Origin of the sequence: Leifsonia sp. Leaf264, assembly GCF_001422325.1 — a bacterium.
Lineage (GTDB): Bacteria > Actinomycetota > Actinomycetes > Actinomycetales > Microbacteriaceae > Orlajensenia.
Genome location: NZ_LMMR01000006.1, coordinates 398,545 through 424,257, shown reverse-complemented (window position 1 = coordinate 424,257; position 25,713 = coordinate 398,545). Strand labels below are relative to the sequence as shown.

Below are 25,713 nucleotides of genomic sequence, written 5' to 3'. Positions count from 1 at the left end.
GCAGGTAGTTTCTCGGCTCCGTGACAACAGGATCGATTCGTGGAATGTCTTAGTTGAGGTGAGTCTTCGGGAGTATGCAGATCTAATTCGAGGGAACCTTGATCAAAACCCCTTCCAACGGAAGCGTGTCAGTTCGTCGAAGAGCGTGTACTCACTTCTCAAGTCGGACATTGCGCAAGGTTGCGTTGTACCACCTGTGGTGCTGGCGTTGCCTGGAACTGTCCCCGACCCGGCGAGCCTTTCCGACAAAGAATTGGCGGTAGCTATCGCGGACAACTCAAAGAGTTTGATGATTCTCGATGGGTTGCAGCGTACACATACGATCATCGACTACTTGGCGGAACTGGATCCATCCGCCACGGACAGCGCGGTCCCATTGCGTATCGAGGTGTACCTCGGCTTAAACCGCCTCGGAATCCTTTACAGAATGCTGACTCTAAACACGGGCCAAACCCCTATGTCGCTTCGTCAACAGATCGAAATGATCTACACGGACTATCAGGGCAAGACACTGAGTGGCGACGTGGAGCTCCTCGCAGAGTCAGACAGCAAGTATGCGACGAAGCCATTCCAGTTCAATTTCAAGGATGTTGTGGAGGGCTACAACTCCTACATAAGCCGTGACGAGCTCCCGATGGACCGATCCACGGTGCTGGATAACATCCGCACCCTAGAGCGTTTGGCCGCAGAGAACCAGGACAGTGATGTCTTCGAGAAGTACGTCGCAGTAGTCCACTCGATGGTCACATTGCTCGATTCACTTGGTGACGTATCACTTCCTCCGGAGTTCTCCGATACGATCACGAGCCCGTTCGGTGCGAACCTCCTAAAAGTATTCAAGAGGCCTCAGGCTTTATCAGGACTCGGTGCCGCGCTCGGAAAGCTCATCGATCGGGGAGTGTTGGCGAACGTTGAAGATGGTTCCGCCCTCCTGGAAAAGTCGGGGTCCAGTGATCCCGAGGATTTGTTAGTAAGGCTGAACGAATCGCTTGATTGGCTGAAGAACAACACAACCAAGATTGGAAACGCGCAGCGTTCCTACTTCACCTACTTCTTTAGAGAGCTCTTCAACGACGACACCGACAGCTATCTCAAGCTAAACGATGCAGCCGTCAGCGCCCTGCGAAAGTATCAGGACCAGAATGGCTAGGCATGGTGCAGAGTAGCGGCGGCCTGGCACCTCGAAGTGTGGAGCGCGTCGATGACACTTTTGTTGTGAGGGTAGGGGAGCAAGAGGAGTTTTTTGTATCTACGCCTCTGGTTTTGGATGAGGCGCACGCCGAGAAATCTTTCGCAATTCACCGGTTCGCTCGCAAGGACTTATCGGAGAACTCAGTGAGGCAGGTGCTCGTCCGATCAGGGAAGGGGCGGACACGGATTGGATGGCTCATCCCAGCAAACGCGCTCGGCTCAGTCGATCACGACGAATCCGGGAATGAGTATTTTCTCAAGTACGCGTATATGACGATCCAGTTAGCACTTCGCGAAATCGACCTCGAAGTGTTGAGGTTAAAGGCGGCAGATGCGGGAGCTGCCGTCAACATCGCCGATCTGTTCGACGACAACATTGCCTTTCTAACCATCAGCGAAGAGACCCTGGGATCCCTGGCACCTTTCGACATTTCTCAAATTGTGCCAGCACTCGTGCGTTTTGGTTTCGTCCCAGAGCGCTACTACGAGCCGGGCCAACTCGAGTGGTCCGGTCCCGACACCCCTCTCGGCCACTTCGTACTGGAACGGCAATCGTCCGCTGTTGCATCTCCTGAAATGGTATCGAGGCTCATCTCGTTGGCCGTCACGTCAAGTTCTTCTCCCATCACCCAGTTCTTCTACTCGTATCAGGTCTTCGAGTATTTGATGGAGCTAGTTCTTGCCGAGCGCCTGTCGAAGGTGGCTAAGGAGATCTCGGTCGAGCTTTCAAAAGAAGGACAAGGTTTCTTCGGTGTTCGAGATGCCTTGAATGACCTAAGCGAGGAGATGAATGAGAAGAAGCGCCTCAATCGGCTGGTGACTGACTACTCACAGGGCTACAGTCTCGATGAGTTGGAGTTTGCCTCAAATGAGCTGCTAGTTAAGAGCGGGCAAGCTCCGAAGCAAGGCATAGCAGCAATGTACTCAGTGCGAAATCTTGTCTTCCACCGGGCACGTGATGTACCGGACGAAGCAATGCAGATTCTCGTGCGGTTGGTCAGGGCGATGCTCGACCTCTTTCCAGAGCTGCTTGCGTCATTCGAGCCGCCTGCAGCGCTGCAGCCGGGCGGGACCATAACGACTGGATAAGAGACCAACCCCGCGCGTTAATTAGCCAGGTCATGAGGCGCGCGCCGGCCAGGAAAGGTAATCGCTCGTCGTCAGCGGTGCGAAATACCTCTACCGGTGAAGCAAGCGTCGCGGGTCTCGAGGATGCGTCGGCGGGTGGTCGCTGCCTGCTCGGTGCGGAGCGACGAGACGTCGGTGCAGGTAGGGGCTTAGGTTCACGGCGCCGCTGACGAATCCCACCCCTGCCGCGTTGTCGGCGGTGCGCAATACGCTGGGAGCATGTCTGCGACGACGGATCTCGACCGGCTCGGCTCCGAATTCTGGGCATGGAAGGCGGCGACCGGCTTCCACACCTCCGATGACGTTCCGCGGATGGCGCGGCCCGCGGGGTGGGTGCCGTCGTTCGATGCCGCATCCGTCGCCGAACGGATCGTGCAGCTGCGCGTGTTCGCCGAGAGGCATGCGGCCATCGACGTGAGCGCCGAGCCCGTGCCGGTGCAGGTCGACCACCGGCTTCTCGGCTCCGCCCTGGCGCGCGTGCACTGGGAGCTCGACGTGCTCCGCAACTGGGAGCGCGACGCGGTGTTCCTCTTCGGCCAGATCGTCGGCCCGTGGTTCGACCTGCTGCTGCAGCCGGCGCCCTTCCATGCCGAGCGCCGGGCCGACCTCGTGATGGTGCTCACCGCGATGCCGGATGCCGTCGACGGCGCCATCGCCAACCTCGCCGAGCACGGCGTCGCGTCGCTGGCCCACGTGGCCATCGGGATGCTGGACGACATCGGCGAGCGGCTCGCGACATCCGTCACCGCGGTCGCCGATCACGTCGATGACGAGACGCGACTTGCCCTCACCGCTGCGCTCCCGCCGGCCCGCGACGCCCTCGAGCGTTACCGTGCCTGGCTCGAGGAGAACGCGGGCGACCTCGGACCTGACGCCATCGTCGGACGGGAGGAATTCGTCTGGTACCTGCGTCATGTCGCGCTGATCGCCGGCGAGCCCGAGGAGCTGGTGCGCGCCGCTGAGCAGGACTATCGGCGTGCGGTCGTAGCCGAAGAGGCCGCCCGGGCAAGCTTCGCGGGGGAGGCGGAACCGCCGGTTGCGGCATCCGTCGACGCAGAAGTGTCGGCACAGATCGAGGGAGAGCGGGAGGTGCGCTCCTTCTACGAACGGCACGACCTGCTCAGCCAGCCCGAGAGCCTGCGGCACTACGAGTTCGCCGCGACACCCGCCTATCTGTCGCCGTTCGCGATGTTCGGGGTGACCGACGACCTGGGCAACCACGCTCGCATTGAGACGGCCACCTCCTACATCCCCGAGCCGTCGACCGAGCTGCCCTACTTCGACGCGGCAAGCGCGCGCGATCCGCGGCTCGGCATCATCCACGAGGGCGTGCATGCCCAGCAGCTCGCGCTCTCCTGGGGCAATCCGCGGCCGCTGCGGCGCCACGTCTACGACTCGGTGCCCAACGAGGGCCTCGCGCACTACAACGAGGAGCTCATGCTCACCGCCGGGCTGTTCGCCGACGCCCCGCACTCGCAGGTGATCGTGCACAACTTCATGCGGCTGCGGGCGCTGCGGGTGATCGTCGACGTCAACCTCGTCACTGGCGTTTTCAGCCACGCGGATGCTGTGCGCTTCTTCGTGGAACGGGTGCCGATGGATCTCGCCACGGCCACCGAGGAGACCGCCATGTACGTCGCGACGCCGGGGCTCGCGATGTCGTACAACGTGGGCAAGCACGAGGTGCTGCGGCTGGTGGCGGATGCGTCCGTCGCGGGCGGCGCCGCCTTCGACCTGCGTCGCCTGCACGATTTCCTCTGGGAGAACGGCAACGTGCCGGTGTCGCTGCTGCGCTGGGAGATGCTCGGCGATCGCTCGGATGTCGACGTGCTCGACGGGGCGGAGTGACGCGGCCTGACACTGCGCCATTCCGGCGCAGCGACATTCACCCCACGAACTGCTTCCGTGCCGCGTCGGCCAGCCACTGGTCGTAGTCTTCGGTCGTCCACCCGCTCTGCAGCACGAGCTGCTGGTGGCTCTCCGGCGACCACAGGAATGACAGCGTGGCGGCGGCTGCCTCGACGTCGTCCACGCCCGTCGCGAGGCCACGCGAAATGAGCTGCTCGACCACACCGCGGTAGTCCGCCCGGCGACGAGCGAGCAGGTTGTCCAACGCGGCGGCGACCAGCGCATCCGCGTTGGCCGCCGCCAGGAACTCGATCCAGAGCACGCTGGTGCGGGCGTTTGCGGCGGCGACGAAGGCGGCGGTAGCGGTGAGGAAGGCCTCCGCATCGGTTATCGCCAGAATCTCCTGGGCGGGGTCGCTGTCGACGACGGGCGCTGGGCCCTCGGTACCGGCGAAGGCCTGCTCGAAGGCTCCGAGGAGGAGTTCGCGTTTGGGGCCGTTGTTCTTCACGGTCTCGGGGGAGACTCCGGCGCGGGCGGCGATGTCGGCGAGCGAGGTGCCGCTGTAGCCGTTCTCGGCGAAGCAGACGGCCGCAGCCTCGAGGATGCGCCGGCGCGTGGTCGCCGCCTGCTCGGTGCGGAGCGACGAGACGTAGCTGCGGGTAGGGGGCTTCCCTGACATGTCGGTTATCCTATTGCTTAACCCTACGGGGTAGTGAATACTGCGGGAGGTGGTTCAATCGTAACCGCCTTCCACTCGACCCGAGGAATCTCGTCACCATGACATCCGTGCTCATCACCTCCACGCCCGTCCACGGGCACGTCACACCCCTGCTCTCCGTCGCGGCCTCGCTCGTCGCCGCCGGCGATCGCGTGCGCTTCCTCACCGGTGTGCGCTACCGCGACGCCGTGGTCGCGACCGGCGCCGAGTTCCTGCCGCTGCCGGATGCCGCCGACTACGACGACACCGACATGGACGCCGCGTTCCCGGGGCGACGTGGGCTGCGCGGACCCGCGGGCATCCGTTACGACATGATCGAGATCTTCCTGAAGCCGGTGCCCGCGCAGCTCGCGGCCGTGCGCGAGGCTCTTGCGGCTGAGAAGACGGATGCGATCCTCGCGGAATCGATGTTCGCCGGCGCCGCGGTGCTCAGCGGGTTGCCGCGGTCGCGGCGTCCGCTGCTGGTGAACCTCGGGATGATCCCGCTCGGTCTCAAGCACCCCGACGTCGCCCCGTTCGGTCTCGGCATCAAGCCCCTGCCCGCTGGGCTCGGGCGGCTGCGGAACGCGTTCTTGACCGCGACCGCCGAGAAGGGCGTGTTCGCGCCGGTGCAGCGCTACGCGAACGAGATCGCGCGGGCCGAGATCGGTCGCGAGTTGCCGCGCTTCTTCCTCGACTGGCCGAGCGGAGCCGACCTGGTCGTGCAGTTCACGGTGCCGGAGTTCGAGTATCCGCGGGCGGGGTTGCCCGACACCGTGCACTTCGTCGGACCGGTGTCGCGGTCGCGGGCATCGACGGCTCCGCTGCCGGCGTGGTGGGGCGATGTGCTTGCTGCGCGGGGAGTGCGTCCGGTGGTGCACGTGACACAGGGGACTGTCGCCAACTCGGACTGGAACCTGGTCGAGCCGACTGTACGTTCTCTTGCATCGCTCGATGCCCTCGTCGTGGTGGCGACGGGCGGGCGTCCGGTCTCGTCACTGCCCGCCGACTTGCCTGCCAATGTGCGGGCGGCGTCGTTCCTGCCGTACGACCAACTGCTGCCGCTCACCGATCTCATGGTGACGAACGGCGGATACGGCGGCGTGCACTACGCGCTCGAGCACGGAGTTCCGCTCGTCGTCGCCGGGATGACCGAGGATAAGACGGAGGTGAGTGCGCGCGTGGACTGGGCGGGTGTGGGCGTGAATCTGCGGACGGATGCGCCGACTGAGGCGAAGGTCGGGGCGGCTGTTCGTCGTGTGCTTGGCGACGATGGCTACAGTTCGCGGGCCGCGGCGATCGGCGAGGCGATCCGGCGCTCGCCGGGGCCGGATGCCGTGCACGGGATCCTCGCGGATGCGCTGGCGAAGAAGCGGCAGGTTGCGTGAGGGTGAGGGCGCGCTTCGGCGCGGACTTCGTCCGTGCCCTGCGGGCGGGTGCGCTTCGGCCGCGACTGCGTCGGGCCTCAGTGGGCGGGTGGCGCTGGCGAGACGGCGGGCGGGGGTAGCCAGCCGGACGATCGTTGCCCGCCTCCGGGACCGCAGCAGTTGAAATGGCTCCCGCGCGGAAATCAACCCCTGTCGGCGCTCGCTGTCGAGTGATTTGCTCGCGGGTACATCCCGACAACCGAAAGGCTCCTCATGAAGCGTCACATGTTCGCAACCGTTGCATCGATCGCACTCGCTGTACCGATGTCTCTCGGCGTGGCCGCTGCAGCGAACGCGGCGCCTGCTCCGGCCGCGTTGTCGGCATCCGTCGGTTCGACTCTCATCAAGGCGACCCTCGCGCCAACGTGTGTGAGGGAGACGAAGACGGGCCACAGCTGGGGTTTCCCGTACGCCATCATCAAGAACACGTGCTCCACGACGCAGCGAGTCAAGATCATCTGGGCCGCCGCGCCCGACAGCCCGTGCAAGACCCTCTCACCCGGAGCGACCTACCGTCACTCCACCGGCGCCCTGGGTCAGTTCGACGGCATCAAGAAGTGCTGACGCTGTCGGCGTAGTGCGGCGGCTCGGCCGAGGCGATCCGGCGGTCATTGTCATCCGGGACGGATGCCGCGCTGGGGTCATCGCGGAGACGTTGGCGAAGAAGCGGCGGGTCGCGTAGGTGATTCGGCCGCGACTTCGTCGGGCCTCAGCGAGCGGTTGAGTGCTGCTCGGCCCGTGGGCGCTGCCCGGCGTAGGAATTGCCTGTTGCGTGAGGGCGTCGGCCGGAGTGGAATGTGGTCTGGCAGCATCCGAGCGTCAGCGTCGTCGTAACCGGCCCAGCCGGTTCGACGATCCGGCGCTCCGCTCGCGTGCCTTTCCAACCTCCTGACCCGAATGGAGCTCCCCATGTCTGCAACGATCCTTCCCGCGAGCGGTGACCAGCCCGGAGGCGGGGGTGCGGCATCCGTCACCTGCGATGCCTCGGGGATGGAGGAGATCCACCGGATGTTCCGCGCCGGCTTCGAGGAGGGCCCCGCGCTGGTCGAGGGAGTGCGCGACGGCGACGCGAACCACGCCGGGATTGTCGCCGATCACCTGACGCTGCTGTCCCTCGGGCTGCACGCGCACCACGAGGGGGAGGACACCCATCTGTGGAGCACGCTCGAGCAGCGCGCGCCATCGTGCGCCGCGCACGTCTCGCGCATGAAGGCGCAGCACGCCGAGATGCTGGTGTACCTCGACGCCCTCGACGAGGCGCTGCCCGCCTGGCGTTCGAGCGGGTCGCCGGCGGATGCGGCATTCGTCCACGGTGCTCTCGACGGCATCAATGCGGCGCTCGACGTGCACCTCGGCGATGAAGTGGCGAACATCGTGCCCGTCATGGAGACCACGCTCACCCAGAAGGAGGTGGACTGGTTCGGCGAGCATGGGCGCAAGGCCACGCCGAAGGGCGCGATGTTCCTGCAGCTCGGCGCGATCCTCGCCGCCCAACCCGACGGCGGCGTCGAGTGGCAGAAGAAGCACCTGCCGGCTCCGGTGCGCACGATCTGGAAGCTGGTGGGCAAGCGCAAGTACGAGGCGAACCGGGCGGCGCTGGAGGGGGTGCGCTGACCTCTGAGCTGGCCGAGTAGCGCCCGTTGCCACCGCCTTTGTCGCCGCGGTCGTCGCTCAGCCCTTCTCGCCCGGGTCCGAGGTGGCATCCGGAGCCCCGGCATCCCCAGGTCGCGTCGCGTGCTCCCCTCGGCGCAACCGCGAGTGTCGGATCGAGTACGTGAAGTAGATGATGAGGCCGGCCACGAGCCAACCGACGAACCGAACCCAGGTCTCCCACGGCAGCTGCGCGATCAGGTAGCCGCAGAGCAGGATGCCGATGAGCGGCACCACGGGCGAGCCCGGCACGCGGAACGGCCGCTTCATGTCGGGGCGGGTGCGGCGCAGGATGATCACGCCGACGTTCACCAGCACGAAGGCGAACAGGGTTCCGATGTTGACGAGTTTCACGATCTCGTCGAGGGGCACGAGCGCGGCCAGGACCGCGATGAGCGTGCCGAATCCGAGAGTGAGGCGAGCCGGGGTTCCGAAGCGCGGGTTCACCTTCGCGAGGCGACGGGGGAGAAGGCCGTCGCGGCACATGGCGAAGAAGATGCGCGTCTGGCCGTACAGGAGCACGAGGATGACGCTGGTGATGGCGATGAGGGCGCCCGCCGCGAGCAGGCCGCCGGCCCAGGGGATGCCCGCGCCCTCGTCGAGCGCCGTGGCGAGCGGGGCGTCGCTGCCCGAGAGGGTGTCGACCGAGGCCACACCGACGGCGGCGATCGCGACCAGCACGTAGAGCACGGTGGAGATGAGGAGGGATCCGATGACGGCGATGGGAAGGTCGCGTCCGGGGTTCTTCGATTCCTCGGATGCCGTGGTCACCGCGTCGAAGCCGATGTAGGCGAAGAAGATCACGCCGGCCGCGGAGGCTATGCCGGCGAATCCCTCGGGGGCGAACGGCTCGAAGTGATCGGCCTGGAACGCCGTGAACGCCACCACGATGAAGAACACCAGGATCACGATCTTGATGCCGACCATGACGGCATTGGCGCGCGCGCTCTCGCGGGTGCCGAGGGTGAGCAGGATGCTGATCAGCATCACGATGAAGACGGCCGGCAGGTTGATCACGCCGCCGTCCGACGGTGAGGCCGTGAGAGCTGTGGGCAGCTCGATGCCGAACACCGACTCGAGGAACGCGTTGAGGTTGCCGCCCCAGCCGACGGCGACGGCCGCGACCGCGACGCCGTACTCGAGGATGAGGTCCCAGCCGATGATGAAGGCGACGAACTCGCCGAGCGTCGCATAGGAGAAGGTGTACGCGCTGCCCGAGACGGGCACGCTCGACGAGAGCTCGGCGTATGAGAGCGCCGAGAACCCGCAGGTGATCGCGGCGAGGATGAACGCGAGGAATAGACTGGGGCCCGCCAGCTTCGCCCCCTCGCCGATGACGACGAAGATGCCCGTGCCGATGATGGCGCCGACGCCCAGAGCCGTGAGACCGACCGGTCCGATGCTGCGTCGGAGCCTCTCGTCGCCGTACTCCGTCTCGTCGATCAGGTCGCTCACGGAGCGAGTGACGAACAGGTCCTTGACTCTCATGGCGGTTCCTCTCGGTGAGGGTGGTCGCGTTCTGTGTTGCTCTACCTGCTTTTGCTGCTCTGTCTGCTTGTTCTGTCGAGCGCTGGGCGTGGCTGATCGGTGCGAATACTCTGGCACCAACAGATGCCCCCGAACAGGGGTGGTGCGGGAATTCTTCGGGGAGTAGGTTCTCCGCCGCTTGGCTCGTGGGCGTGTGGGAGGGCGGACGGGCGAGCGGATGCTGCCGCGCAGCGCGCTTCGACCGCGGCTTCGCCGGGACTCAGCGGGCGGGTGTGTGAGCTGGTTGGCGCGCGAACGCTCCCGTTCGGCGCCCGTCAAGCCCCTCACGGCATCCGTTCGAGCGGCCTATCGTCACTGCATGCTCAGTGCCAGCGCCAATCGGATAGTGACGAAGATCTTCTCCCCGGTGGAGAACGCGACAGCGCTCGATCCGCTCATCTCCACCCTGCAGAAGGCGGTGCGAGCGCTCGTGCCGCCCGGGGAGGTGCGCGATGTGCTCCATGGAGTTCCCGCGGCGCATCCCGTGCACCCGGTGCTCGTGCAGATTCCGCTCGGATCGTGGACATCCGCCGCCATCCTCGACCTCGTGCCCGGCACCGAGAGCGCGAGCAGGAGGCTCATCTGTGTCGGCGTCCTGGCGGCTGCCCCGGCGGCACTGACCGGCGCGACCGACTGGTCGGAGCTGCACGAGCAGCAGATGCGCACGGGCGTCGTGCACTGGGCGGCCAACCTCGTGGCGGTCTCCCTCTACGCGGCGTCGTACGTGCAGCGCCGGCGCGGTCGGGACGGAAGCGGCAAGGTGCTCTCCTACCTCGGACTCGCCGTCGCCTCCGCCGGGGGATTCATCGGCGGACATCTGGCCTACCACCAAGCCGCCGGCGTCAACCATGCCGAAGAGGTTCCACACATCGTCCCGAGCGGGTGGAACTCCATCGGCACGCTCGAGGACTTCGCCGAGGGCCGCGTGACGAGGAGCGCAGTGGGCGACGTGCCGATCCTCGTCTTCCGCGACGGAGAACGCCTCTCGGTCCTCTCCGACCGGTGCAGTCACCTCTCGGGTCCGCTCAGTGAGGGCGATCTGGTGACGGATGCCGACGGCTCGGCCTGCATCCGGTGTCCATGGCACGGCAGCACGTTCTCGCTCGCCGACGGCAGCGTACGACGGGGTCCGGCCATAGCGCCTCAGCCCGCGTTGCAGGCCCGCCAGGGGGACGGGCGCGTCGAGGTGATGCTGCCCGGCGCCGACTGAAGGGGCCGGTGTCGGGCGCTCCGCTCTTTGCGCGCGAAGCGTCCCAGCCCTAGAGCGTCGCCGCGTGATCGGGCACGAACCTGTGCTTGTCGATCGGCGGGCGAGCCGTTTCGGCGGCAGCTGGGCGATCGGGGAAATGCACCTCGTCGGGGTCGATGGTGTCGTACGGGACCTGGCTGAGCAGGTGGCTGATGGTGTTGATGCGGGCGGCGCGCTTGTCGTCGCTGTCGATCGACCACCAGGGGGCGTCATCGGTGTCGGTGACATCGAACATCGCATCCTTGGCCTTGGAGTAGTCCTCCCATTTGGTGATCGAGAGCAGGTCGGTGTCGGAGAGCTTCCAGCGGCGCATCGGGTCGTTCAGGCGGGAGCGGAACCTCTTCTCCTGCTCGGTATCCGAGACGGAGTACCAGTACTTCAGCAGGATGATGCCGTCTTCGACCAGCATCCGTTCGACAGTCGGAACCTGCACCAGGAAACGCTCGTACTCCTCGTCGGTGCAGTAGCCCATGACCCGCTCGACGCCGGCGCGGTTGTACCAGGAGCGATCCATCAGCACGATCTCGCCCTTCGTGGGCAGCCGTTCGATGTAGCGCTGGAAGTACCACTGCCCCTTCTCGCGCTCGCTCGGCTGCGGCAGCGCGACGACGCGTGCGGTGCGGGGGTTGAGGTACTGCCTCACGCGCTTGATGGCGCCACCCTTGCCGGCCGCGTCACGTCCTTCGAAGATCACCAGGACTCGGGCGCCGGATGCCGTGACCCATTGCTGCATGTTGACGAGTTCGATCTGCAGCCGGGTCAGCTCCTTCTCGTAGGCCTTCTTGTCGAGGCGCTTGGACTTCTTCTTCGAGTGCTTCTTGTCGGACATGGGGCTCCTCTGTTGGTGCGTGCGGGTTCATGTGTGTGTGTGTGCGTGTGCGTGTGCGTGTGCGTGTGCGGGCGCAGGGCGTGGGTGCGCTGTCGGCCCTCTGCGCAACGGCAAGGATCGGCGCGTTGGTACAGCAAACTCCTGTTTCGGCGATCGGGAGAGGGCCTTGCCGGGCGGAGGACCGGTGGCTAGCCTTCTGGGGCGACTCGGACGTGCGGGCTCCGACACGCGCGGTCGAACCGCTGACCCGGTGGCCCGCCGACTTGCTGACCCGTCGACCCGCTGGGACACTGCGGTGTCCAGGAGCGACTCGAGGACGGTGATCGGATCGTCCTGAGTCGACGAACTGCCCCTGCCCATTTGCGGCATCCGCTCATATGCTGGCGTCATGAGTGATCTCAAGGTGGGCGAAGTGATCGTCGTCGAGCAGGCAACTGGGGCCGGAGCGGGTGACGACGCTGGGCCTGAAGCTGAAACCGCAGCCGGTGCCGCACCGAGTTCGGAGGGGCAGGGCGCCCATGCCGATCAGGGGTCCCGCCGGGCGACCGTCAAGCGCGTGGGCGTCATCTTCGGGCGCGCCGCGCGCGGCGCCGCACACGGCACCCGCGAGGTGATCCGCAGCAACCCGACCGCCAACACGGTCTACCGCACGGGTGTCGGAGTCGTCGGAGGTGGCACCGTCGCTCTCGGCGTCGCGCTCATCCCGTTACCGGGACCCGGAGCTCTGGTCGCACTCGGTGGGCTCGGCATCCTGTCGACGGAGTTCGACAGCGCGAAGCGGGTGAGCACCAAGGCCAATGCGGCCGCCAAGGAGGCCGTGCTCGTCGTGAAGGACCTGCGGGACCGGCGCAAGGCAGCGCGCGCCGAATAGTGCGAGGGTGCTCCGTCGCTGAGTGGTGGTGGCGGGGACCGTTATCGCGAGGGCGTCGGGCGTCCGATGTAGAGTGCGGGGCGGCGGGCGTGCGGTATCGCGTGCGGATTGTCGTGTTCGGTGCCTCCAGCGGTTGTGATGATGTGGGCAGACGGGCGGATGCCGGATTCGGATGCTCGGGCCGACCGCATCCGTCGATCCGGCACGGTGACTGGACTCGAACTTATCAACGACTATGGATCCATCGTGAGTTCTCCACAATCGAATATGAAACCGAGAGAATGTCGGTTGTCCGCGCGATGATGGAGGCATGAAGAAGCACCTCGGCATCCTCCGCGACAGCGTCAGCGCGCTGCGCCGCGCGTGGGTCGAAGCGCTTCCGGCGCTCGTGATTCCGGGCAGCGACGCCCAATCCGCGGTCGGCAGCATGAGCGATTCCGGGCTCCTGCGCGTGATGGACGCTGTGTCCTTCGTCGTGCGCACCGCGATCGCGTTGCAGACCGTTATCGCTGCCGAGATCGGGCGACGATCGGCGAAGGAACTCGGGCACGATGGGCTCGCCGCCCGCCACGGGTTCGGTTCCCCCGAGGCTCTGCTGGCGCAGAGTGCCGGCACATCGCGATCCGATGCCGCCAAGCTCGTGTCGGTGGGCGACGCCACCCGTGAACGCGAGAGCTTCACCGGTGAACGGATGCCGTCACGCCACCCGCACGTCCACGGGGCCCTGCATGCCGGGATCTTGAGCGTGGCCGCCGCGGCGATGATCACCGGCATGCTCGATCGCGTCGCCGTACGGGCCGATGCCGAGGCGCTCGACGCGGCCGAGAACCGACTCGTCGCCAATGCGGCCGAGTTCAGCATCGAGATGTTGGCGCGGCTGGTCAAGCGCGAAGAGTCGTACCTCGATCCCGACGGCGTCCGACCTCGGGAAGACGAGCTCCGCGACGCCCGGTCGTGTTCCGTCATCGAAGATGCATCCGGTGCCATCGTGCTGCGCGGCCGGTTCGACCCCGTCAGCGGAGCCCTGATCAGGCAGGCGATCGACGCCGTCGTCTCCACTGAACTGCGCCGCGCCCGCGACGCGTTCGGATCCGGCTCGACGTGCTCCTGCTCTGCCGGCATGCCGCCCGAGGCCTGCACCTGCCACGATCCCGCCACCGCCGAGCATCGCTCGATGACGCAGATGCGGGCTGATGCGCTCACCGACCTGCTGCGCCACGCACTCGGATGCCGCGAGACCGTCATCTCCGAGTCGCAGACGCTGGTCGTGCGGATGGACGTCGCCGATCTCCAAAGCCCCGACAGTGTCGGCACGGCCACCATCGACGGCATCGACACCCCCATCTCTGCGGAGAGCGCGCGTTCCATCGCCGCCACGGCCGGCATCATCCCGCTGGTGCTCGGAGGCGCATCCGTTCCACTCGATCTCGGGCGCACGCAGCGGCTCTTCACCAGGGCGCAGAAGCTCGCGCTGGCCGAGCGCGACGGTGGTTGCGCCTTCCCGAACTGCTCTCGGCCACCGGGATTCACCGAAGCGCACCACGTTCGTTGGTGGGATCGCGACGCCGGACCGACGGATCTCGACAACGGTGTGCTCCTGTGCTCGCAGCATCACCACCTGCTGCATCGGGAGGAGTGGGTCATCAGAATCGTCGACGGTCACACCTGGTTCATCCCGCCCGCTCACATCGATGTCGATCAACGGCCGAGGCCAGGTAATTCCCTCCGTCGGGAGCTCGGATGCGGCTCTCCAGGTGGCGGCGACAGTGGCGTGCCCGTGAGGGCGGATGTGGGCGGAGGGGTCGCGGCATGACTGGCGTCGCCGTCGTATCGGCCGCCGACGCCGCCGTGCCGGTGCCTTCGGCCTCAGATGTCTCGGCTGAACGTCACCCGGTGCTCGCCGGGGCCGTCGTAGTCCCGCCAGACGGGCACGCCGTCGATCTCGGTGTCGCCGCTCATGGTGAAGCCCATGCGGGTGTGGAAGGCCTGGGACGTGCGGTTGGGCGGTCCGGTGATGGCCTCCACCCTGTGGCATCCGTCAGCGCGCGACTCGGCGAAGAAGGTCTCGTAGAGCGCCCGGGCGAGGCCGGCGGTACGCAGGTCTGGTCGCACTCCGACGAAGTGGATGTACGCGACGCCGGGCTGGGCCGACGACCTGAAGCCGATCAGGAACGCGGCGAGGCCCTCATCATCCTCGGCGAGGAAGCTCGTGTCGCTGAAGTGCTGGAAGAAGAGGCGCGGCAGCAGCGTCCCGAGAGTCGTTCCGGGGCGGCCCCACCACTCGGGAATCGTTCCGACCACGGCCGCGTGATCATCGGCGGTCGGCCGCCGTAGCGTGAGGCCGGCGGGGAGGGTGACGCCATCGGGCAGATGGATCGCGGGGATGCGGGGTGGAACGTCGGGCATGTCGGGCATGGCTGCGACCTCCTCGTTCTTCTCGATGACGGTTCGATCGTAGTTCGACGGCGGCGAAGCACCCCTTGCCGGTGTCGGCGGGCGGTGGTCTGATGGAGGCATGCAGCACGCAACGTCAGCGGACGGCACACCCATCGCGTTCCACCAGGTCGGGGAGGGGCCGCCCGTCGTCATCGTCGGCGGCGCGTTCTCCACGGCAGAAGCTGGAGGGCCGCTCGCCGCAGCTCTCGCTGAGGCCGGATTCCAGGGCGTCACCATCGACAGGCGGGCGCGAGGGGACAGCGGCGACACCGCGCCCTACGCGCCCGAACGGGAGGCGGACGATCTCGCCGCGGTGATAGCGGCGGTCGGAGATGAAGTCGGTGAAGCGTCGGTTCTGGGCCATTCCTCCGGAGCCGTGCTGGCGCTGTTCGCAGCAGGGCAGGGGGTGCCGATCACGCAGCTGTTCCTGTCGGAGCCGCCGTTCCACTTCGGCGAGGACGAGCCGGCCGACGACCTGCCCGAGCGACTCCAGGCGCTCGTCGACGACGGCAAGCCGGAAGAGGCCGTGACGACGTTCCAGCTCGAGGGTGTCGGCCTGCCCGAGGCGATGGTGGAGCAGATCAAGGCGAGTCCGATGTTCGCGTCGCTCGTTCCGTTGGCTCAGTCCGTCGTCTACGACGCGCTGCTGACGGCTGCGGTGTCGACGCCGACGGATGCGATGGCCCGCGTGAGCCAGCCCGTCACGATCTTCCGGGGCGAGCCGACCTTCCCGATGCTCGTCCGGGCGGCCGACTTGTTGGCCGAGTCGATCCCGCAGGCCGAACTCGTGATCGTGCCCGAGTCGCACGACCACAGCGTCGATCCTGCGGGAACTGTTCGGGAGATCAGCAAGCGACTCCGGAAGGGCTGAGCTGACGTCAGCGGGCGCGAATCGACAGCCGGAACTTCTCCTGCTGACGATTGAAGAAGGCCTCCAGGAGTGTGGCCGCCGACTCGGTCGCCTCGTCGGCACCGCTTCCTACTTCAACATGAAGGACCGTGCACACTGACGGCCCGCCGGACGCAGGTACCACTGTCGCATCGAAATGCAAGATTGCCGGTCCCCGCGTACCCCACGCGAAAGCGATCTCGAAGCTCAGCATCGCCCGGGCGCTGTCCCACAGTTGGGCATTGGCGAGGGTCAAGGCAGCATCGGGGAACAGGTCGAGGATCCGCGTGATCGCTGCCGCGGCACCGACGGCCGCATCGATGTTCGAGACGTGGGACACGCGGGCAAGGAAAGCATCTTCGAGCGCGGCCAAGTCTTGCTTGGCATGTGGCGCCTCGGTGCTGGCGGGCACGAGATGGGTGCCGGTGAGACTCGTCACGGTCCGCAGGACGACCCCGTCGATCTCAGTGGTGGGGATACTGCGGCTTTCTGTCGTGCGCATTCTGAACTCCTCCTCGAACGTCATCGCCCCCGTGAGCGAGTTGGAGTGAGTCTGAACACTGAGCGGGGACATCCGCTGGCCCCCAATGGAGGCCGCGGCCGCCTCGCGTCTCCTGGACGCTTGAGTTCTCGCGGTCGGGCGTCGTTCGGGTGCCCAGATCTGGGGTGGAGGTCGCTCGTGGACAACCGTCGAGAACGCCCCGGCACCAAAAGTGGTGGCCGGGGCGTTCTGTGCCGATCAGATCGGACTCCCGTCCTACCTCCGCACGGGCTTCAGCTTGAGCAGTGCAGCCGTCACGAGCAGCGACGCCTTCACCACGTCGGCCTTGGTCGCCTTCGGAGCGGTGATGACGACGGTTCCGATGGCGACGGCATCCGTGAGGCCGGCGATGGAGGCCGGCGTGAACTTCGTCGGCTTCACCGCTGCGGCGAGGGCGAGCACGGCCTTGAGCGGACGCTTGTCGACAGTCGACGGAGGGGTCACGGCGACCAGACGCACGTCATCGAGGACTCCCCAGGCTCCGGCCGAGAGCGCGAAGTTCGCGGCCACGGTGACGACACCGTCGGAACCGACGACGACAGCGGGCAGGGTGGCCGTGTGGAACTCGTTCCACGCGGTGAAGGAGAGCGGAGCGCTCCAGCTTCCGGCCGAGGTCGTCGCCGACAGGGTGCGCGTGTCCGTCGCCGGGCTGTTCGTGCCCTGCGTCGTGGCCTGCAGCGTGTACGTGCCGGCCGGCACTCCCGTGATCCTCTGCGTCGCCGAAGTCGTGTAGGCGGTGCCGTTCCAGAAGGTGACGGCGAAGTCACCGTCGGATCCGTCGGCGGTCTGGGTGCGGGCGGCGGGGCCGGTGAAGGTCCACGCACTGGTGTCGGCATCCTCGAAGCTGTGGTTCTTCACGAGGTTCGCGGCCAGCACGGTCACTGTTGCGGTGACGCTGATGCCGGTCGAGGTGGTACCTGGGATCGAGTAGGTGCCCGGTCCGCGGATGTACCTCACGGCCTTGCTCCAGGCGACGGCGGGGTGCTCGGTGGTGCTGTCGTTGTAGGTGACGGTGATCGTCGCCGGCAGGGCGATGGGAGCGCCATCCGTCACCGAGAGGGCGACCTTCTCGACGGAGACGATCTCCCGCGGTGCGGCCGCTCCGGTGCGCACGTACTCGAAAGTACGCAGCGACTCGAGCGCAGTGCCGTCGAAGTCGAAGAGGGCCTGGTTGTCCCACGAGGAACCGCCGTAGAAGGTGCCCACGTTCACGGGGTCGTAGCCGGATGCCGCGCTGGTGGCCCAGCCGGATCCATCGCGCTCCCAGAGCACCTTGTTGGCGTCGAGGGCGCTGGGCGGGCCGACCGGGATCCACGCGGGCTCCCAGTAGAAGACGCCGATGCCGGCACTGCCGACGGCCGCGACGGCGGCGATCACGTCGCGCAGCTCGGTGGCTTGGCCCTGCACGCTGCCCGGGTAGGCGTCGGTGATGGTTCCGCTGCCGATGGAGTTGCTGAATCCGTCACCGTCGTCGAGGGTGTGCGCCCACGAGGTCTCGGCCACCATGACCTTCTTGCCGTAGGTGGTGGCGATCTGGGTGAGCACGGAGGTGAGGTTCGCCGGGGTGCCGTGCCAGTAGGGGTAGTACGAGCTGGCGAACACGTCGTAGTCGACGCCGAACTGCGCGAGACCGGCGGCGTAGGTGGCGTATCGCCCGGGAGTCTCGGGGTTGGTGAAGTGCACGGCGACGAGTGCCGACGGCAGCACCTCGCGCACGGCCGACGAGCCGGCCTGTAGGAGCGCCGCGAACTGCTGGTCGATCGCCGTGCCCGGACGGGTGTACCCGGCGATGGCGTTGTTGGTCTCGTTGCCCACCTGCACCATGCTGACGTCGACGCCGGCGGTCTCGAACTGCGTCAGCGCGTCGACGGTGAAGTCGTGCAGCGCCGTAACCGTGTCAGCCGGTGACAGACCCTGCCAGGCCTTCGGGGCCAGCTGTCGTCCGGGATCGGCCCAGAAGTCGGAGTAGTGGAAGTCCACGAGCACCTTCAGGCCGGCGGCGGTGGCGCGCTCGCCGATCTCCACGGCGCGGGGAACATCGACGGTTCCGCCGCCGTAGCCGTTGCCGTCGGCGTCGTACGGATCGTTCCACACGCGGATGCGCACGGTGTTGACGCCGCTGTCGTGCAGCACGTCGAAGAGGTCGGCCGGGTTGCCGGCGGCGTCGCGGTAGACGACGCCGCTGGCCTCCTCGCTCAGCACGCTCGACACGTCGACGCCGTTCACGAAGTCGGGCGAGAGGCCGTCGACCTTGTTGACGAAGATGCCGGCCTCGACGGGGCCGTCGTCCTGTCCGGCTGCGATGGCGACGGATGCCGCTCCAGCAGGTACTGCGATCACGGCGGCCAGGGCTCCGGCCAGCGTGGCCAGCGCGACGCGCCGTCGTCTCCAGGTGCTTCGTTCTCTCACGATCGATGTTCCTCTCGAGTCTGCAGCTCGGGCGGGACACCTCCTCGGAGGCGGATGGATCCGCGGCGCTGCGGTGATGGCTGTGTGCGCTCCCAGTTCTACCACACGAACTGCCGCCTGAATAGGGGTGGTTTGCGAATGACGACTCCTATGGGCACTCAGGAACTCGGAGCGCTCACAGGCTTCTGGCCTCAGTGAATGGGGCGGGCGCTCGCGCGCTTAGAGCGCACCCAGGCGGCCGTAACATCGGAACTCTGCTCGCCAGATGGCGGCATCCGGCGGCAGAATCTCGCCAATCGAGGTGCTTGACAGTGCAGACATCAGATGTCTAGGCTCGGCATCGCCCTCGAAAGGACATCATGAGCACCATCGTCAGCGTTGACACCCGGGACATCCGCTTCCCCACCTCCCTCGAACTCGACGGTTCGGATGCGATGAACCCCGACCCCGACTACTCGGCCGCCTATGTGGCGATCCGCACCGACGCCGAGGACGGCCTCGAGGGTCACGCCTTCGTGTTCACGATCGGCCGCGGCAACGATGTGCAGGTGGCAGCGCTCGACGCCCTCCGCGGGCACATCGTCGGTCGCGACGTCGAAGAACTGCTCGCCGACATGGGGGCGGCATCCCGCCTGCTCATGCACGACTCGCAGTTGCGTTGGCTCGGCCCGGAGAAGGGCGTGATGCACATGGCCATCGGCGCCATCGTCAACGCCCTCTGGGACCTGCGGGCCAAGCGCGCCGGACAGCCGCTCTGGCTGCACCTCTCGAGCCTCAGCCCCGAGGAGCTGGTGTCGGTGGTGGACTTCCGCTACCTGAGCGACGCACTCACCCCGCAGCAGGCCCTCGAGATCCTGCGGGCCGCCGAGCCGGGGCGCCAGGAGCGCATCGCGCAGCTGGTCGAGGCTGGCTACCCCGCGTACACGACGACGCCCGGCTGGCTCGGCTACTCCGACGAGAAGCTCGACAGGCTCTGCCGCGAGGCCGTCGCCGACGGCTTCCCGCAGATCAAGCTCAAGGTGGGCGCCGACCTCGGGGACGACATCCGTCGCCTGGGCATCGCGCGTGCGGCCGTCGGGCCCGACTTCCCCATCGCCATCGACTCGAACCAGCGCTGGGACGTCGCCGACGCCATCGCCTGGGTCAACGAGCTCGCGGCGTTCGACATCGCCTGGATCGAGGAGCCGACGAGTCCGGATGACATCCTCGGCCACGCCGCCATCGCTCGCGGTGTCGCCCCGGTGCGCGTGGCGACGGGCGAGCACGTGCAGAACCGCATCGTCTTCAAGCAGCTGCTGCAGGCCGAGGGCATGCAGGTCATGCAGATCGACGCCACCCGCGTGGGCGGCGTGAACGAGAACATCGCGAACCTGCTGCTGGCCGCGAGATTCGGCGTTCCGGTGTGCCCGCACGCCGGCGGCGTCGGGCTCTGCGAGGCCGTGCAGCACCTGTCGATGTTCGACTACGTGGCGGTCTCGGGCACGATGGACGGACGCATGATCGAGTTCGTCGATCACCTGCACGAGCACTTCGTGACGCCGACCATCGTGGAGCGCGGGCGCTACCTGGTTCCGTCGGCACCCGGAGCCGGCACCGAGATGCTGCCGGCCTCGATCGACGACTACACCTGGCGCGGCGCGCACCCCGTTCCGACTGGCGCGGCATCGGCATGAACACGACGACGAAAATGCGCACGTCATTCCAGATCGGACCTCTAAGCCCGATCTGTGCCCCAGATCACGGATCAGCCGCAGAATCGGCCCCAGACATCCGACGAGTAGTACACTCGAGCAGACCCGTCTCAAGGAAGAGAGGCCCTCGGTGCTGAACGAGTTCGACCCACCGCTGCTCGAACTCGAGGGCGTGAGCAAGGGCTTCCCGGGCGTGCAGGCACTCGACGATGTCAGGCTCGACCTGCGTCACGGAGAGGTGCTCGCCCTCGTCGGCGAGAACGGTGCCGGCAAGTCCACGCTCATGAAGCTGCTCGCCGGCATCTACAGTCCCGACGCCGGCGTGTTCCGCATGAACGGCCGGGAACTGGTGATCGACGGCCCGCGCCACGCGCAGGAGCAGGGCATCAGCATCATCCACCAGGAGTTCAACCTGATGCCCGGCCTCACCGTCGCGCAGAACATCTTCATCGGCCGCGAGCAGCGCTCGGCCGGACTCTTCCTCGACGATCGCGCCCTCAACCGGCGCGCCCAGGAGCTCTTCGACAGGCTCGGCCTCGCGCTCGACCCGGCCGAATCCGTCGAGCGGCTCACCGTCGCCCGGCAGCAGATGGTGGAGATCGCCAAGGCCCTCTCCTTCGACGCCAAGGTGCTCATCATGGACGAGCCGACGGCCGCCCTGAACGACGCCGAGGTCGACGTGCTGTTCGACCTCATCCGCCGCTTCAGGTCGCCCGAGACCGGCGTCATCTACATCTCGCACCGCATGGAGGAGCTCTCCCGCATCTCCGATCGCATCTCGGTGCTGCGCGACGGCCGCTACATCGACACCCTCGAGACCGCATCCGCCGAGCAGAAGGACGTCATCTCGCTCATGGTGGGCCGCGAACTGCGCACGGAGCAGCGGCCGTCGGCCGTGGCGGCATCCGACGCTCCGGTGCTCTCGGTGCAGGGGCTGTCGACCAAGCGCCTGCTGCGCGACGTGAGCTTCGAGGTGCACGCCGGTGAGATCCTCGGGTTCGCCGGCCTCATGGGTGCGGGGCGCACCGAGGTGGCTCGCGCCATCGTCGGTGCCGACAGGCGGGAGAGCGGCGTCATCACGATGCGCGGCACGCCCGTCGACATCCAGAATCCGGCGGATGCCGCCCGCCTCGGCATCGGCTACCTCTCCGAGGACCGCAAGCAGCTCGGAGTGCTGCTCGAGCGCAGCGTGCGCGAGAACATCGTGCTGGCGTCGCTGCGCGACTACGTGGGCGGCCTCGGCTTCGTGAACAACAAGCGCATCGAGGCGACCGGTGCCGAGTACGTCTCGAAGCTGCGCATCAAGACGCCGTCGACGGCGCAGCTGGTGCGCAACCTCTCCGGCGGCAACCAGCAGAAGGTCGTGATCGCCAAGTGGCTGGCGAAGGACTGCGACGTGCTCATCTTCGACGAACCGACGCGTGGCATCGACGTCGGCGCCAAGGAGGAGATCTACGTGCTGCTGCGCCAGCTCGCCGACCAGGGCAAGGCCATCATCATGATCTCGTCCGAGCTGCCCGAGGTGCTGCGCCTCTCCAACCGCATCGCCGTGATGGCCGAGGGCCACCTCACCACGGTGCTCGACAACGCCGACGCCTCGCCCGAGGTCGTCATGGACTACGCCACCCGCTTCAGCGCCGAAGGAACGATCGCATGAGCCCCACCACGACACCGACAGCCGAGCCGCAGACACCGTCGACCTCCGCCTACGCGGCGATAGAGGCGGGCAAGCCGCGCCTCGCCTGGCTGCGCGGATCGCTGCAGCAGCTTCTCGCCGCCGCCAGCCTCATCGTCATCGTCATCTTCTTCTCGGTCACCAGCACGCACTTCTTCACGGCGAACAACCTGACCTCGATCCTGACGGCGGCCACCGTGACGGGCATCCTCGCCCTCGGCACCACCTTCGTGATCATCACGGGCGGCATCGACCTCTCGATCGGCACGGCGATGGTGCTCTGCGGCGTGATGGCCGGCGTGTTCCTCACCTACTGGGGCTGGCCGCTCTGGGCCGGGGTGCTCGCCACCATCGTGTTCGGTGGCATCATCGGGCTGATCAACGGCGTGAACGTCTCGATCCTCGGCATCCCGCCGTTCATCGCGACCCTCGGCATGATGCTCATCGCCGCCGGTCTCTCCCTGGTGATCTCGGGCACCAAGCCGATCTACTTCAACGACACCCCGTCGTTCCAGCAGATCATGAACCTGTCGATCATCCCGGGGGTGCGTTTCCCGCTCGGCGTGGCCATCTTCATCGTGATGATCGTGGTGGCCGCCATCCTGCTCTCCCGCACGATCATCGGCCGGTACACCTTCTCGATCGGATCGAACGAGGCGGCGACCGCACTCTCCGGTGTCAACGTGCGGCGCTGGAAGATCATCGTGTACACGCTCGCCGGACTGTTCGTCGGCATCGCCGGCGTGCTCAGCGCCTCGCGGCTCTCCTCGGCGCAGCCGACGGGCGGCATGGGCCTCGAGCTCGAGGCCATCGCGGCCGTCGTCATCGGCGGCACCTCGCTGCAGGGCGGCAAGGGCTCCATCATCGGCACCGTCATCGGTGCTCTCATCATGGCCGTTCTCACCAACGGCCTCCGCATCATCTCAGTCCCGCAGGAATGGCAGTCGGTCGCGGTCGGCATCGTCATCCTGGTCGCCGTCTACCTCGACATGCTGCGGCGACGCAAGGACTGAGACATCCGGGACTCCCGGACATCAGCAACACACAGCGACACAACTACGACAGCAACATCAACACAAAGGAGTGACCATGTTCACAAAGCGCGCGATGGGGGCCATCGTCGGCCTCGCTGCGGCGGCGCTCGTCCTCTCCGGATGCGCGAGCGACGGCGGCGACAGCTCGGGCGGCGGCGACGACGGCGGGAAGCCGTACGTCGCACTCGTCTCCAAGGGCTTCCAGCACCAGTTCTGGCAGGCCGTGAAGTCGGGCGCCGAGCAGGCAGCGGAAGAGTTCGACGTCGACATCACCTTCGAGGGACCCGACACCGAGGCCGACGTCGACCAGCAGATCCAGATGCTGCAGACGGCCCTCGACAAGAGCCCCGACGCCATCGGATTCGCCGCCCTCGACAGCCAGGCCGCCGGTCCGCTGCTGCAGCAGGCCAAGGACTCGAGCATCCCGGTGATCGCCTTCGACTCCGGCGTCGACAGCGACATCCCGCTCACCACGGCAGCGACGGACAACACTGCAGCGGCGGCCGAGGCCGCGAAGCACATGGCCGACGCCATCGGCCACGAGGGCAAGGTCGCCCTCGTCGTGCACGACCAGACCTCGGTCACCGGCCAGGAGCGTCGCGACGGCTTCGTGAACTACATGAAGGACAACGAGCCGAACATCGAGGTCGTCGACATCCAGTACGGCGGTGGCGACCAGGCGAAGTCGGCCGACCTCGCGAAGGCCATCATCGCGGCCAACCCCGACCTGAAGGGCCTCTACGGCTCGAACGAGGGCTCGGCCATCGGCGTCGTGCAGGCGGTCAAGGAGCTCGGCATCGATCCCGCGAAGCTCGTCGTGGTCGGCTTCGACTCCGGCAAGGCGCAGATGGACGCCATCCGTGACGGCCAGATGCTCGGTGCCATCACGCAGAACCCCGTCGGCATCGGCTACGAGACCGTGAAGGCCGCCGTCGAGGCGATCGACGGCAAGGACCTGCCGAAGACCATCGACACGGGTTACTACTGGTACGACAAGGACAACATCGACGACGAGAAGATCGCCGCAGTCCTCTACGAATAGGGCGCATGAGGGGAGGGAGGGGCGTCGACGCGAGTCGGCGCCCCTCCCTTGTGCGTCGGCTCGTGCGTCGGTGACGGATGCCGCCCCGCGGCGGCGCCGTCGACTAGAGCTTGGGCGCCTCGGGGCCCAGGGCGCTGCGCAGCCACTGCTCGACGCCGGAGACGTGCACGACGGTGAGGGCCGAGGCCAGGTCGCCGTCGCCCGCCGCGATCGCGTCGAGGATGGCGTGGTGCTCCTGCAGGGTGCGGCCGACGGCGTTCTCCTGGGTGATGCCGCGCCAGATGCGCGCCCGCACGGTGTGGGAGGACAGCGAGTCGATGAGGCTCGCCAGGTAGGCGTTGCCCGCGGCCTCGGCGATGCCGCGGTGGAACTCGAGGTCGTGCTCGACCAGGCCGGCCACGTCGGCCGCCTGGTCGACGCTGGCCACGACCTCGCGCAGGCGGTCGAGGTCGGGTTCTGTCGCATTACGCGCGGCGAGCGACGACGCAGCGGGCTCCAGGATGCGCCGCACGGCGAAGATCTCGAGCACGGAGTGGTCGTCGTGCAGGTCGACGACGAACGACATCGCCTCGAGCAGCAGACGCGGCTCGAGGCTGGTGACGTAGGTGCCGTCGCCGCGTCGCACGTCGAGCACCCTGATCACCTCGAGCGCCTTGACGGCCTCGCGCAGTGAGGAGCGGGAGAGGCCGAGGCGCTCGCTGAGCTCCTTCTCTGGCGGGAGCCTGTCGCCGGGGGCGAGATCGCCGGCAATGATCATCTCTTTGATCTTCAGGATCGCTTCATCGGTGACCGCCATGCCCCGATCGTAGCGCGATGAAGGGGAGACATCCGATCTCTCGGGAGGCTTCTCGTCACTCGCCGGCTGGAACCAGCGAGGCGAAGACCACGAAGTTATTGGCGTACGACTGCGCTGCATCGTCGTACGGGCCGTTGCAGGTGATCAGCCGTAGCTGGGCGTCGGGCGTCGGGCCGTAGACGCGGTCGCTCGGGAACTCGGCCTTCGAGGTGTCGAGCGCCGAGTCGACGGCGAAGGTCGCCCGCGAGCCGTCGGAGAGCGTCACCACGACGCTGTCGCCCACCGTCAACTCCTTGAGGCGGGCGAACACCGCGGCGCGCTCGGTGGTGTCGAGGTGCCCGGCGATCACGGCGGGGCCGACCGCTCCGGGGAGCACACCGGCGTCGTACCAGCCGGCATCGGCCCACTCGGTCGGAGGCTGCAGGATGCCGCTGCCGTCACGGGCGATCAGCTCGACCGCGGCGTCGACGCCGATCGCCGGGATCTCCACCCGTTCGACGGTGACACCGCTGAGGTCGGCCGGCGCCGTGGCGGCGACGGGATCCTGGATGCGGCCGGCCGCCGAAGCCGGGGATGGGGTCGACGGCGTCGATAGGGGCGTCGTGACCGCGGTGGGAGCGGCATCCGGCGTCGACTGCCGAGTCGCGGCGGTCGTCCAGGCCGTGGCCATTCCGCCGGCCGCGAGGACCGAGGCCGTGATGGTCGCCGCCACGAGCAGTCGACGGCGGCGGTGGTGCCGCCGACGTCGCGGTCGGAGCAGGGGCGCGGGTTCGTTCATGATCA

Annotated in this window: 22 protein-coding genes; 14 read left to right on the top strand and 8 right to left on the bottom strand. The window is 67.1% G+C overall.

Features of this window, described 5'->3' with window-relative positions; translation table 11 throughout:
* The first annotated feature begins 145 nt into the window (after positions 1-145).
* The 3 genes from ASF30_RS15090 (at position 146) to ASF30_RS15080 (ending at position 4,167) form a co-directional block, all read left to right on the top strand.
* Positions 146-1,150 carry a hypothetical protein gene (locus ASF30_RS15090; protein WP_200918461.1) on the top strand — a complete coding sequence of 335 codons (1,005 nt, stop codon included), beginning with the start codon at positions 146-148 and terminating at the stop codon, positions 1,148-1,150.
* Positions 1,151-1,152: 2 nt separating this feature from the next.
* The gene (locus tag ASF30_RS15085; protein WP_157497438.1) at positions 1,153-2,280 is read left to right on the top strand and encodes a hypothetical protein; all 1,128 of its coding nucleotides are present in this window, start codon (positions 1,153-1,155) and stop codon (positions 2,278-2,280) included.
* Between the two features lie 258 nt (positions 2,281-2,538).
* Positions 2,539-4,167: a DUF885 family protein gene (locus ASF30_RS15080; RefSeq protein WP_055908306.1), complete on the top strand. Its 1,629-nt coding sequence runs from the start codon at positions 2,539-2,541 to the stop codon at positions 4,165-4,167.
* Between the two features lie 37 nt (positions 4,168-4,204).
* Here the strand turns inward: ASF30_RS15080 and ASF30_RS23535 are convergent, their stop codons facing one another.
* Positions 4,205-4,846 carry a TetR/AcrR family transcriptional regulator gene (locus ASF30_RS23535; protein WP_055908303.1) on the bottom strand — a complete coding sequence of 214 codons (642 nt, stop codon included), beginning with the start codon at positions 4,844-4,846 and terminating at the stop codon, positions 4,205-4,207.
* 98 nt (positions 4,847-4,944) lie between these two features.
* Between ASF30_RS23535 and ASF30_RS15070 the strand changes: the two genes are divergently transcribed.
* The 3 genes from ASF30_RS15070 (at position 4,945) to ASF30_RS15060 (ending at position 7,905) form a co-directional block, all read left to right on the top strand.
* Positions 4,945-6,252 carry a glycosyltransferase gene (locus ASF30_RS15070; RefSeq protein ID WP_055908300.1) on the top strand — a complete coding sequence of 436 codons (1,308 nt, stop codon included), beginning with the start codon at positions 4,945-4,947 and terminating at the stop codon, positions 6,250-6,252.
* A 264-nt stretch (positions 6,253-6,516) separates the two neighbouring features.
* The gene (locus ASF30_RS15065) at positions 6,517-6,855 is read left to right on the top strand and encodes a hypothetical protein (RefSeq protein ID WP_162240770.1); all 339 of its coding nucleotides are present in this window, start codon (positions 6,517-6,519) and stop codon (positions 6,853-6,855) included.
* A gap of 345 nt (positions 6,856-7,200) precedes the next feature.
* Positions 7,201-7,905, top strand: coding sequence for a hemerythrin domain-containing protein (locus ASF30_RS15060; RefSeq protein WP_055908294.1), 705 nt, complete (start codon positions 7,201-7,203; stop codon positions 7,903-7,905).
* 57 nt (positions 7,906-7,962) lie between these two features.
* On the opposite strand, the gene ASF30_RS15055 is transcribed toward ASF30_RS15060, so the two are convergent.
* Positions 7,963-9,429 (bottom strand): amino acid permease, encoded by a 1,467-nt coding sequence (locus ASF30_RS15055; protein WP_055908290.1) that lies wholly within the window; start codon positions 9,427-9,429, stop codon positions 7,963-7,965.
* Between the two features lie 358 nt (positions 9,430-9,787).
* Between ASF30_RS15055 and ASF30_RS15050 the strand changes: the two genes are divergently transcribed.
* Positions 9,788-10,678, top strand: a complete 891-nt coding sequence (locus tag ASF30_RS15050; protein ID WP_055908287.1) for a Rieske 2Fe-2S domain-containing protein — start codon at positions 9,788-9,790, stop codon at positions 10,676-10,678.
* Positions 10,679-10,727: 49 nt separating this feature from the next.
* Here the strand turns inward: ASF30_RS15050 and ppk2 are convergent, their stop codons facing one another.
* Entirely contained in the window at positions 10,728-11,546 is an 819-nt protein-coding gene (gene ppk2, locus ASF30_RS15045) for a polyphosphate kinase 2 (protein WP_055908284.1), read from the bottom strand.
* Positions 11,547-11,934: 388 nt separating this feature from the next.
* Between ppk2 and ASF30_RS15040 the strand changes: the two genes are divergently transcribed.
* Positions 11,935-12,417 (top strand): PGPGW domain-containing protein, encoded by a 483-nt coding sequence (locus ASF30_RS15040; protein WP_082467859.1) that lies wholly within the window; start codon positions 11,935-11,937, stop codon positions 12,415-12,417.
* A gap of 310 nt (positions 12,418-12,727) precedes the next feature.
* Positions 12,728-14,230 (top strand): HNH endonuclease signature motif containing protein, encoded by a 1,503-nt coding sequence (locus tag ASF30_RS15035; RefSeq protein ID WP_055908281.1) that lies wholly within the window; start codon positions 12,728-12,730, stop codon positions 14,228-14,230.
* 53 nt (positions 14,231-14,283) lie between these two features.
* Here ASF30_RS15035 and ASF30_RS15030 read toward each other — a convergent pair whose 3' ends face one another.
* The gene (locus ASF30_RS15030) at positions 14,284-14,832 is read right to left on the bottom strand and encodes a GNAT family N-acetyltransferase (RefSeq protein WP_235480349.1); all 549 of its coding nucleotides are present in this window, start codon (positions 14,830-14,832) and stop codon (positions 14,284-14,286) included.
* A 100-nt stretch (positions 14,833-14,932) separates the two neighbouring features.
* On the opposite strand from ASF30_RS15030, the gene ASF30_RS15025 reads away from it, so the two are divergent.
* Positions 14,933-15,724: an alpha/beta fold hydrolase gene (locus ASF30_RS15025; RefSeq protein WP_055908278.1), complete on the top strand. Its 792-nt coding sequence runs from the start codon at positions 14,933-14,935 to the stop codon at positions 15,722-15,724.
* Between the two features lie 7 nt (positions 15,725-15,731).
* Here the strand turns inward: ASF30_RS15025 and ASF30_RS15020 are convergent, their stop codons facing one another.
* Positions 15,732-16,244 carry a hypothetical protein gene (locus ASF30_RS15020; protein WP_157497436.1) on the bottom strand — a complete coding sequence of 171 codons (513 nt, stop codon included), beginning with the start codon at positions 16,242-16,244 and terminating at the stop codon, positions 15,732-15,734.
* Between the two features lie 255 nt (positions 16,245-16,499).
* A complete protein-coding gene (locus ASF30_RS15015; protein ID WP_235480348.1) occupies positions 16,500-18,692 on the bottom strand; it encodes a glycosyl hydrolase 53 family protein in 2,193 nt (730 codons plus the stop codon).
* Positions 18,693-19,051: 359 nt separating this feature from the next.
* Between ASF30_RS15015 and ASF30_RS15010 the strand changes: the two genes are divergently transcribed.
* The 4 genes from ASF30_RS15010 (at position 19,052) to ASF30_RS14995 (ending at position 24,134) form a co-directional block, all read left to right on the top strand.
* A complete protein-coding gene (locus ASF30_RS15010; RefSeq protein ID WP_055908272.1) occupies positions 19,052-20,365 on the top strand; it encodes an L-fuconate dehydratase in 1,314 nt (437 codons plus the stop codon).
* A 148-nt stretch (positions 20,366-20,513) separates the two neighbouring features.
* The gene (locus tag ASF30_RS15005; RefSeq protein ID WP_082467857.1) at positions 20,514-22,040 is read left to right on the top strand and encodes a sugar ABC transporter ATP-binding protein; all 1,527 of its coding nucleotides are present in this window, start codon (positions 20,514-20,516) and stop codon (positions 22,038-22,040) included.
* Positions 22,037-23,071, top strand: coding sequence for an ABC transporter permease (locus tag ASF30_RS15000; protein WP_082467855.1), 1,035 nt, complete (start codon positions 22,037-22,039; stop codon positions 23,069-23,071). The genes ASF30_RS15005 and ASF30_RS15000 overlap by 4 nt, the downstream gene beginning before the upstream one ends.
* 76 nt (positions 23,072-23,147) lie before the next feature.
* Positions 23,148-24,134, top strand: coding sequence for an ABC transporter substrate-binding protein (locus tag ASF30_RS14995; RefSeq protein WP_055908269.1), 987 nt, complete (start codon positions 23,148-23,150; stop codon positions 24,132-24,134).
* A gap of 103 nt (positions 24,135-24,237) precedes the next feature.
* On the opposite strand, the gene ASF30_RS14990 is transcribed toward ASF30_RS14995, so the two are convergent.
* Positions 24,238-24,930 carry a FadR/GntR family transcriptional regulator gene (locus ASF30_RS14990; RefSeq protein WP_055908267.1) on the bottom strand — a complete coding sequence of 231 codons (693 nt, stop codon included), beginning with the start codon at positions 24,928-24,930 and terminating at the stop codon, positions 24,238-24,240.
* A 55-nt stretch (positions 24,931-24,985) separates the two neighbouring features.
* Positions 24,986-25,708 (bottom strand): sortase domain-containing protein, encoded by a 723-nt coding sequence (locus ASF30_RS14985; RefSeq protein WP_082467853.1) that lies wholly within the window; start codon positions 25,706-25,708, stop codon positions 24,986-24,988.
* Between the last annotated feature and the right edge of the window lie 5 nt (positions 25,709-25,713).

Bases quoted from the DNA above. Each gene is read 5' to 3' on its own strand.
- ASF30_RS15085 (WP_157497438.1), top strand. From the start codon at position 1,153: ATGGTGCAGAGTAGCGGCGGCCTGGCACCTCGAAGTGTGGAGCGCGTC.
- ASF30_RS15080 (WP_055908306.1), top strand. From the start codon at position 2,539: ATGTCTGCGACGACGGATCTCGACCGGCTCGGCTCCGAATTCTGGGCA.
- ASF30_RS23535 (WP_055908303.1), bottom strand. From the start codon at position 4,846: ATGTCAGGGAAGCCCCCTACCCGCAGCTACGTCTCGTCGCTCCGCACC.
- ASF30_RS15070 (WP_055908300.1), top strand. From the start codon at position 4,945: ATGACATCCGTGCTCATCACCTCCACGCCCGTCCACGGGCACGTCACA.
- ASF30_RS15065 (WP_162240770.1), top strand. From the start codon at position 6,517: ATGTTCGCAACCGTTGCATCGATCGCACTCGCTGTACCGATGTCTCTC.
- ASF30_RS15060 (WP_055908294.1), top strand. From the start codon at position 7,201: ATGTCTGCAACGATCCTTCCCGCGAGCGGTGACCAGCCCGGAGGCGGG.
- ASF30_RS15055 (WP_055908290.1), bottom strand. From the start codon at position 9,429: ATGAGAGTCAAGGACCTGTTCGTCACTCGCTCCGTGAGCGACCTGATC.
- ASF30_RS15050 (WP_055908287.1), top strand. From the start codon at position 9,788: ATGCTCAGTGCCAGCGCCAATCGGATAGTGACGAAGATCTTCTCCCCG.
- ppk2 (WP_055908284.1), bottom strand. From the start codon at position 11,546: ATGTCCGACAAGAAGCACTCGAAGAAGAAGTCCAAGCGCCTCGACAAG.
- ASF30_RS15040 (WP_082467859.1), top strand. From the start codon at position 11,935: ATGAGTGATCTCAAGGTGGGCGAAGTGATCGTCGTCGAGCAGGCAACT.
- ASF30_RS15035 (WP_055908281.1), top strand. From the start codon at position 12,728: ATGAAGAAGCACCTCGGCATCCTCCGCGACAGCGTCAGCGCGCTGCGC.
- ASF30_RS15030 (WP_235480349.1), bottom strand. From the start codon at position 14,832: ATGCCCGACATGCCCGACGTTCCACCCCGCATCCCCGCGATCCATCTG.
- ASF30_RS15025 (WP_055908278.1), top strand. From the start codon at position 14,933: ATGCAGCACGCAACGTCAGCGGACGGCACACCCATCGCGTTCCACCAG.
- ASF30_RS15020 (WP_157497436.1), bottom strand. From the start codon at position 16,244: ATGCGCACGACAGAAAGCCGCAGTATCCCCACCACTGAGATCGACGGG.
- ASF30_RS15010 (WP_055908272.1), top strand. From the start codon at position 19,052: ATGAGCACCATCGTCAGCGTTGACACCCGGGACATCCGCTTCCCCACC.
- ASF30_RS15000 (WP_082467855.1), top strand. From the start codon at position 22,037: ATGAGCCCCACCACGACACCGACAGCCGAGCCGCAGACACCGTCGACC.
- ASF30_RS14995 (WP_055908269.1), top strand. From the start codon at position 23,148: ATGTTCACAAAGCGCGCGATGGGGGCCATCGTCGGCCTCGCTGCGGCG.
- ASF30_RS14990 (WP_055908267.1), bottom strand. From the start codon at position 24,930: ATGGCGGTCACCGATGAAGCGATCCTGAAGATCAAAGAGATGATCATT.
- ASF30_RS14985 (WP_082467853.1), bottom strand. From the start codon at position 25,708: ATGAACGAACCCGCGCCCCTGCTCCGACCGCGACGTCGGCGGCACCAC.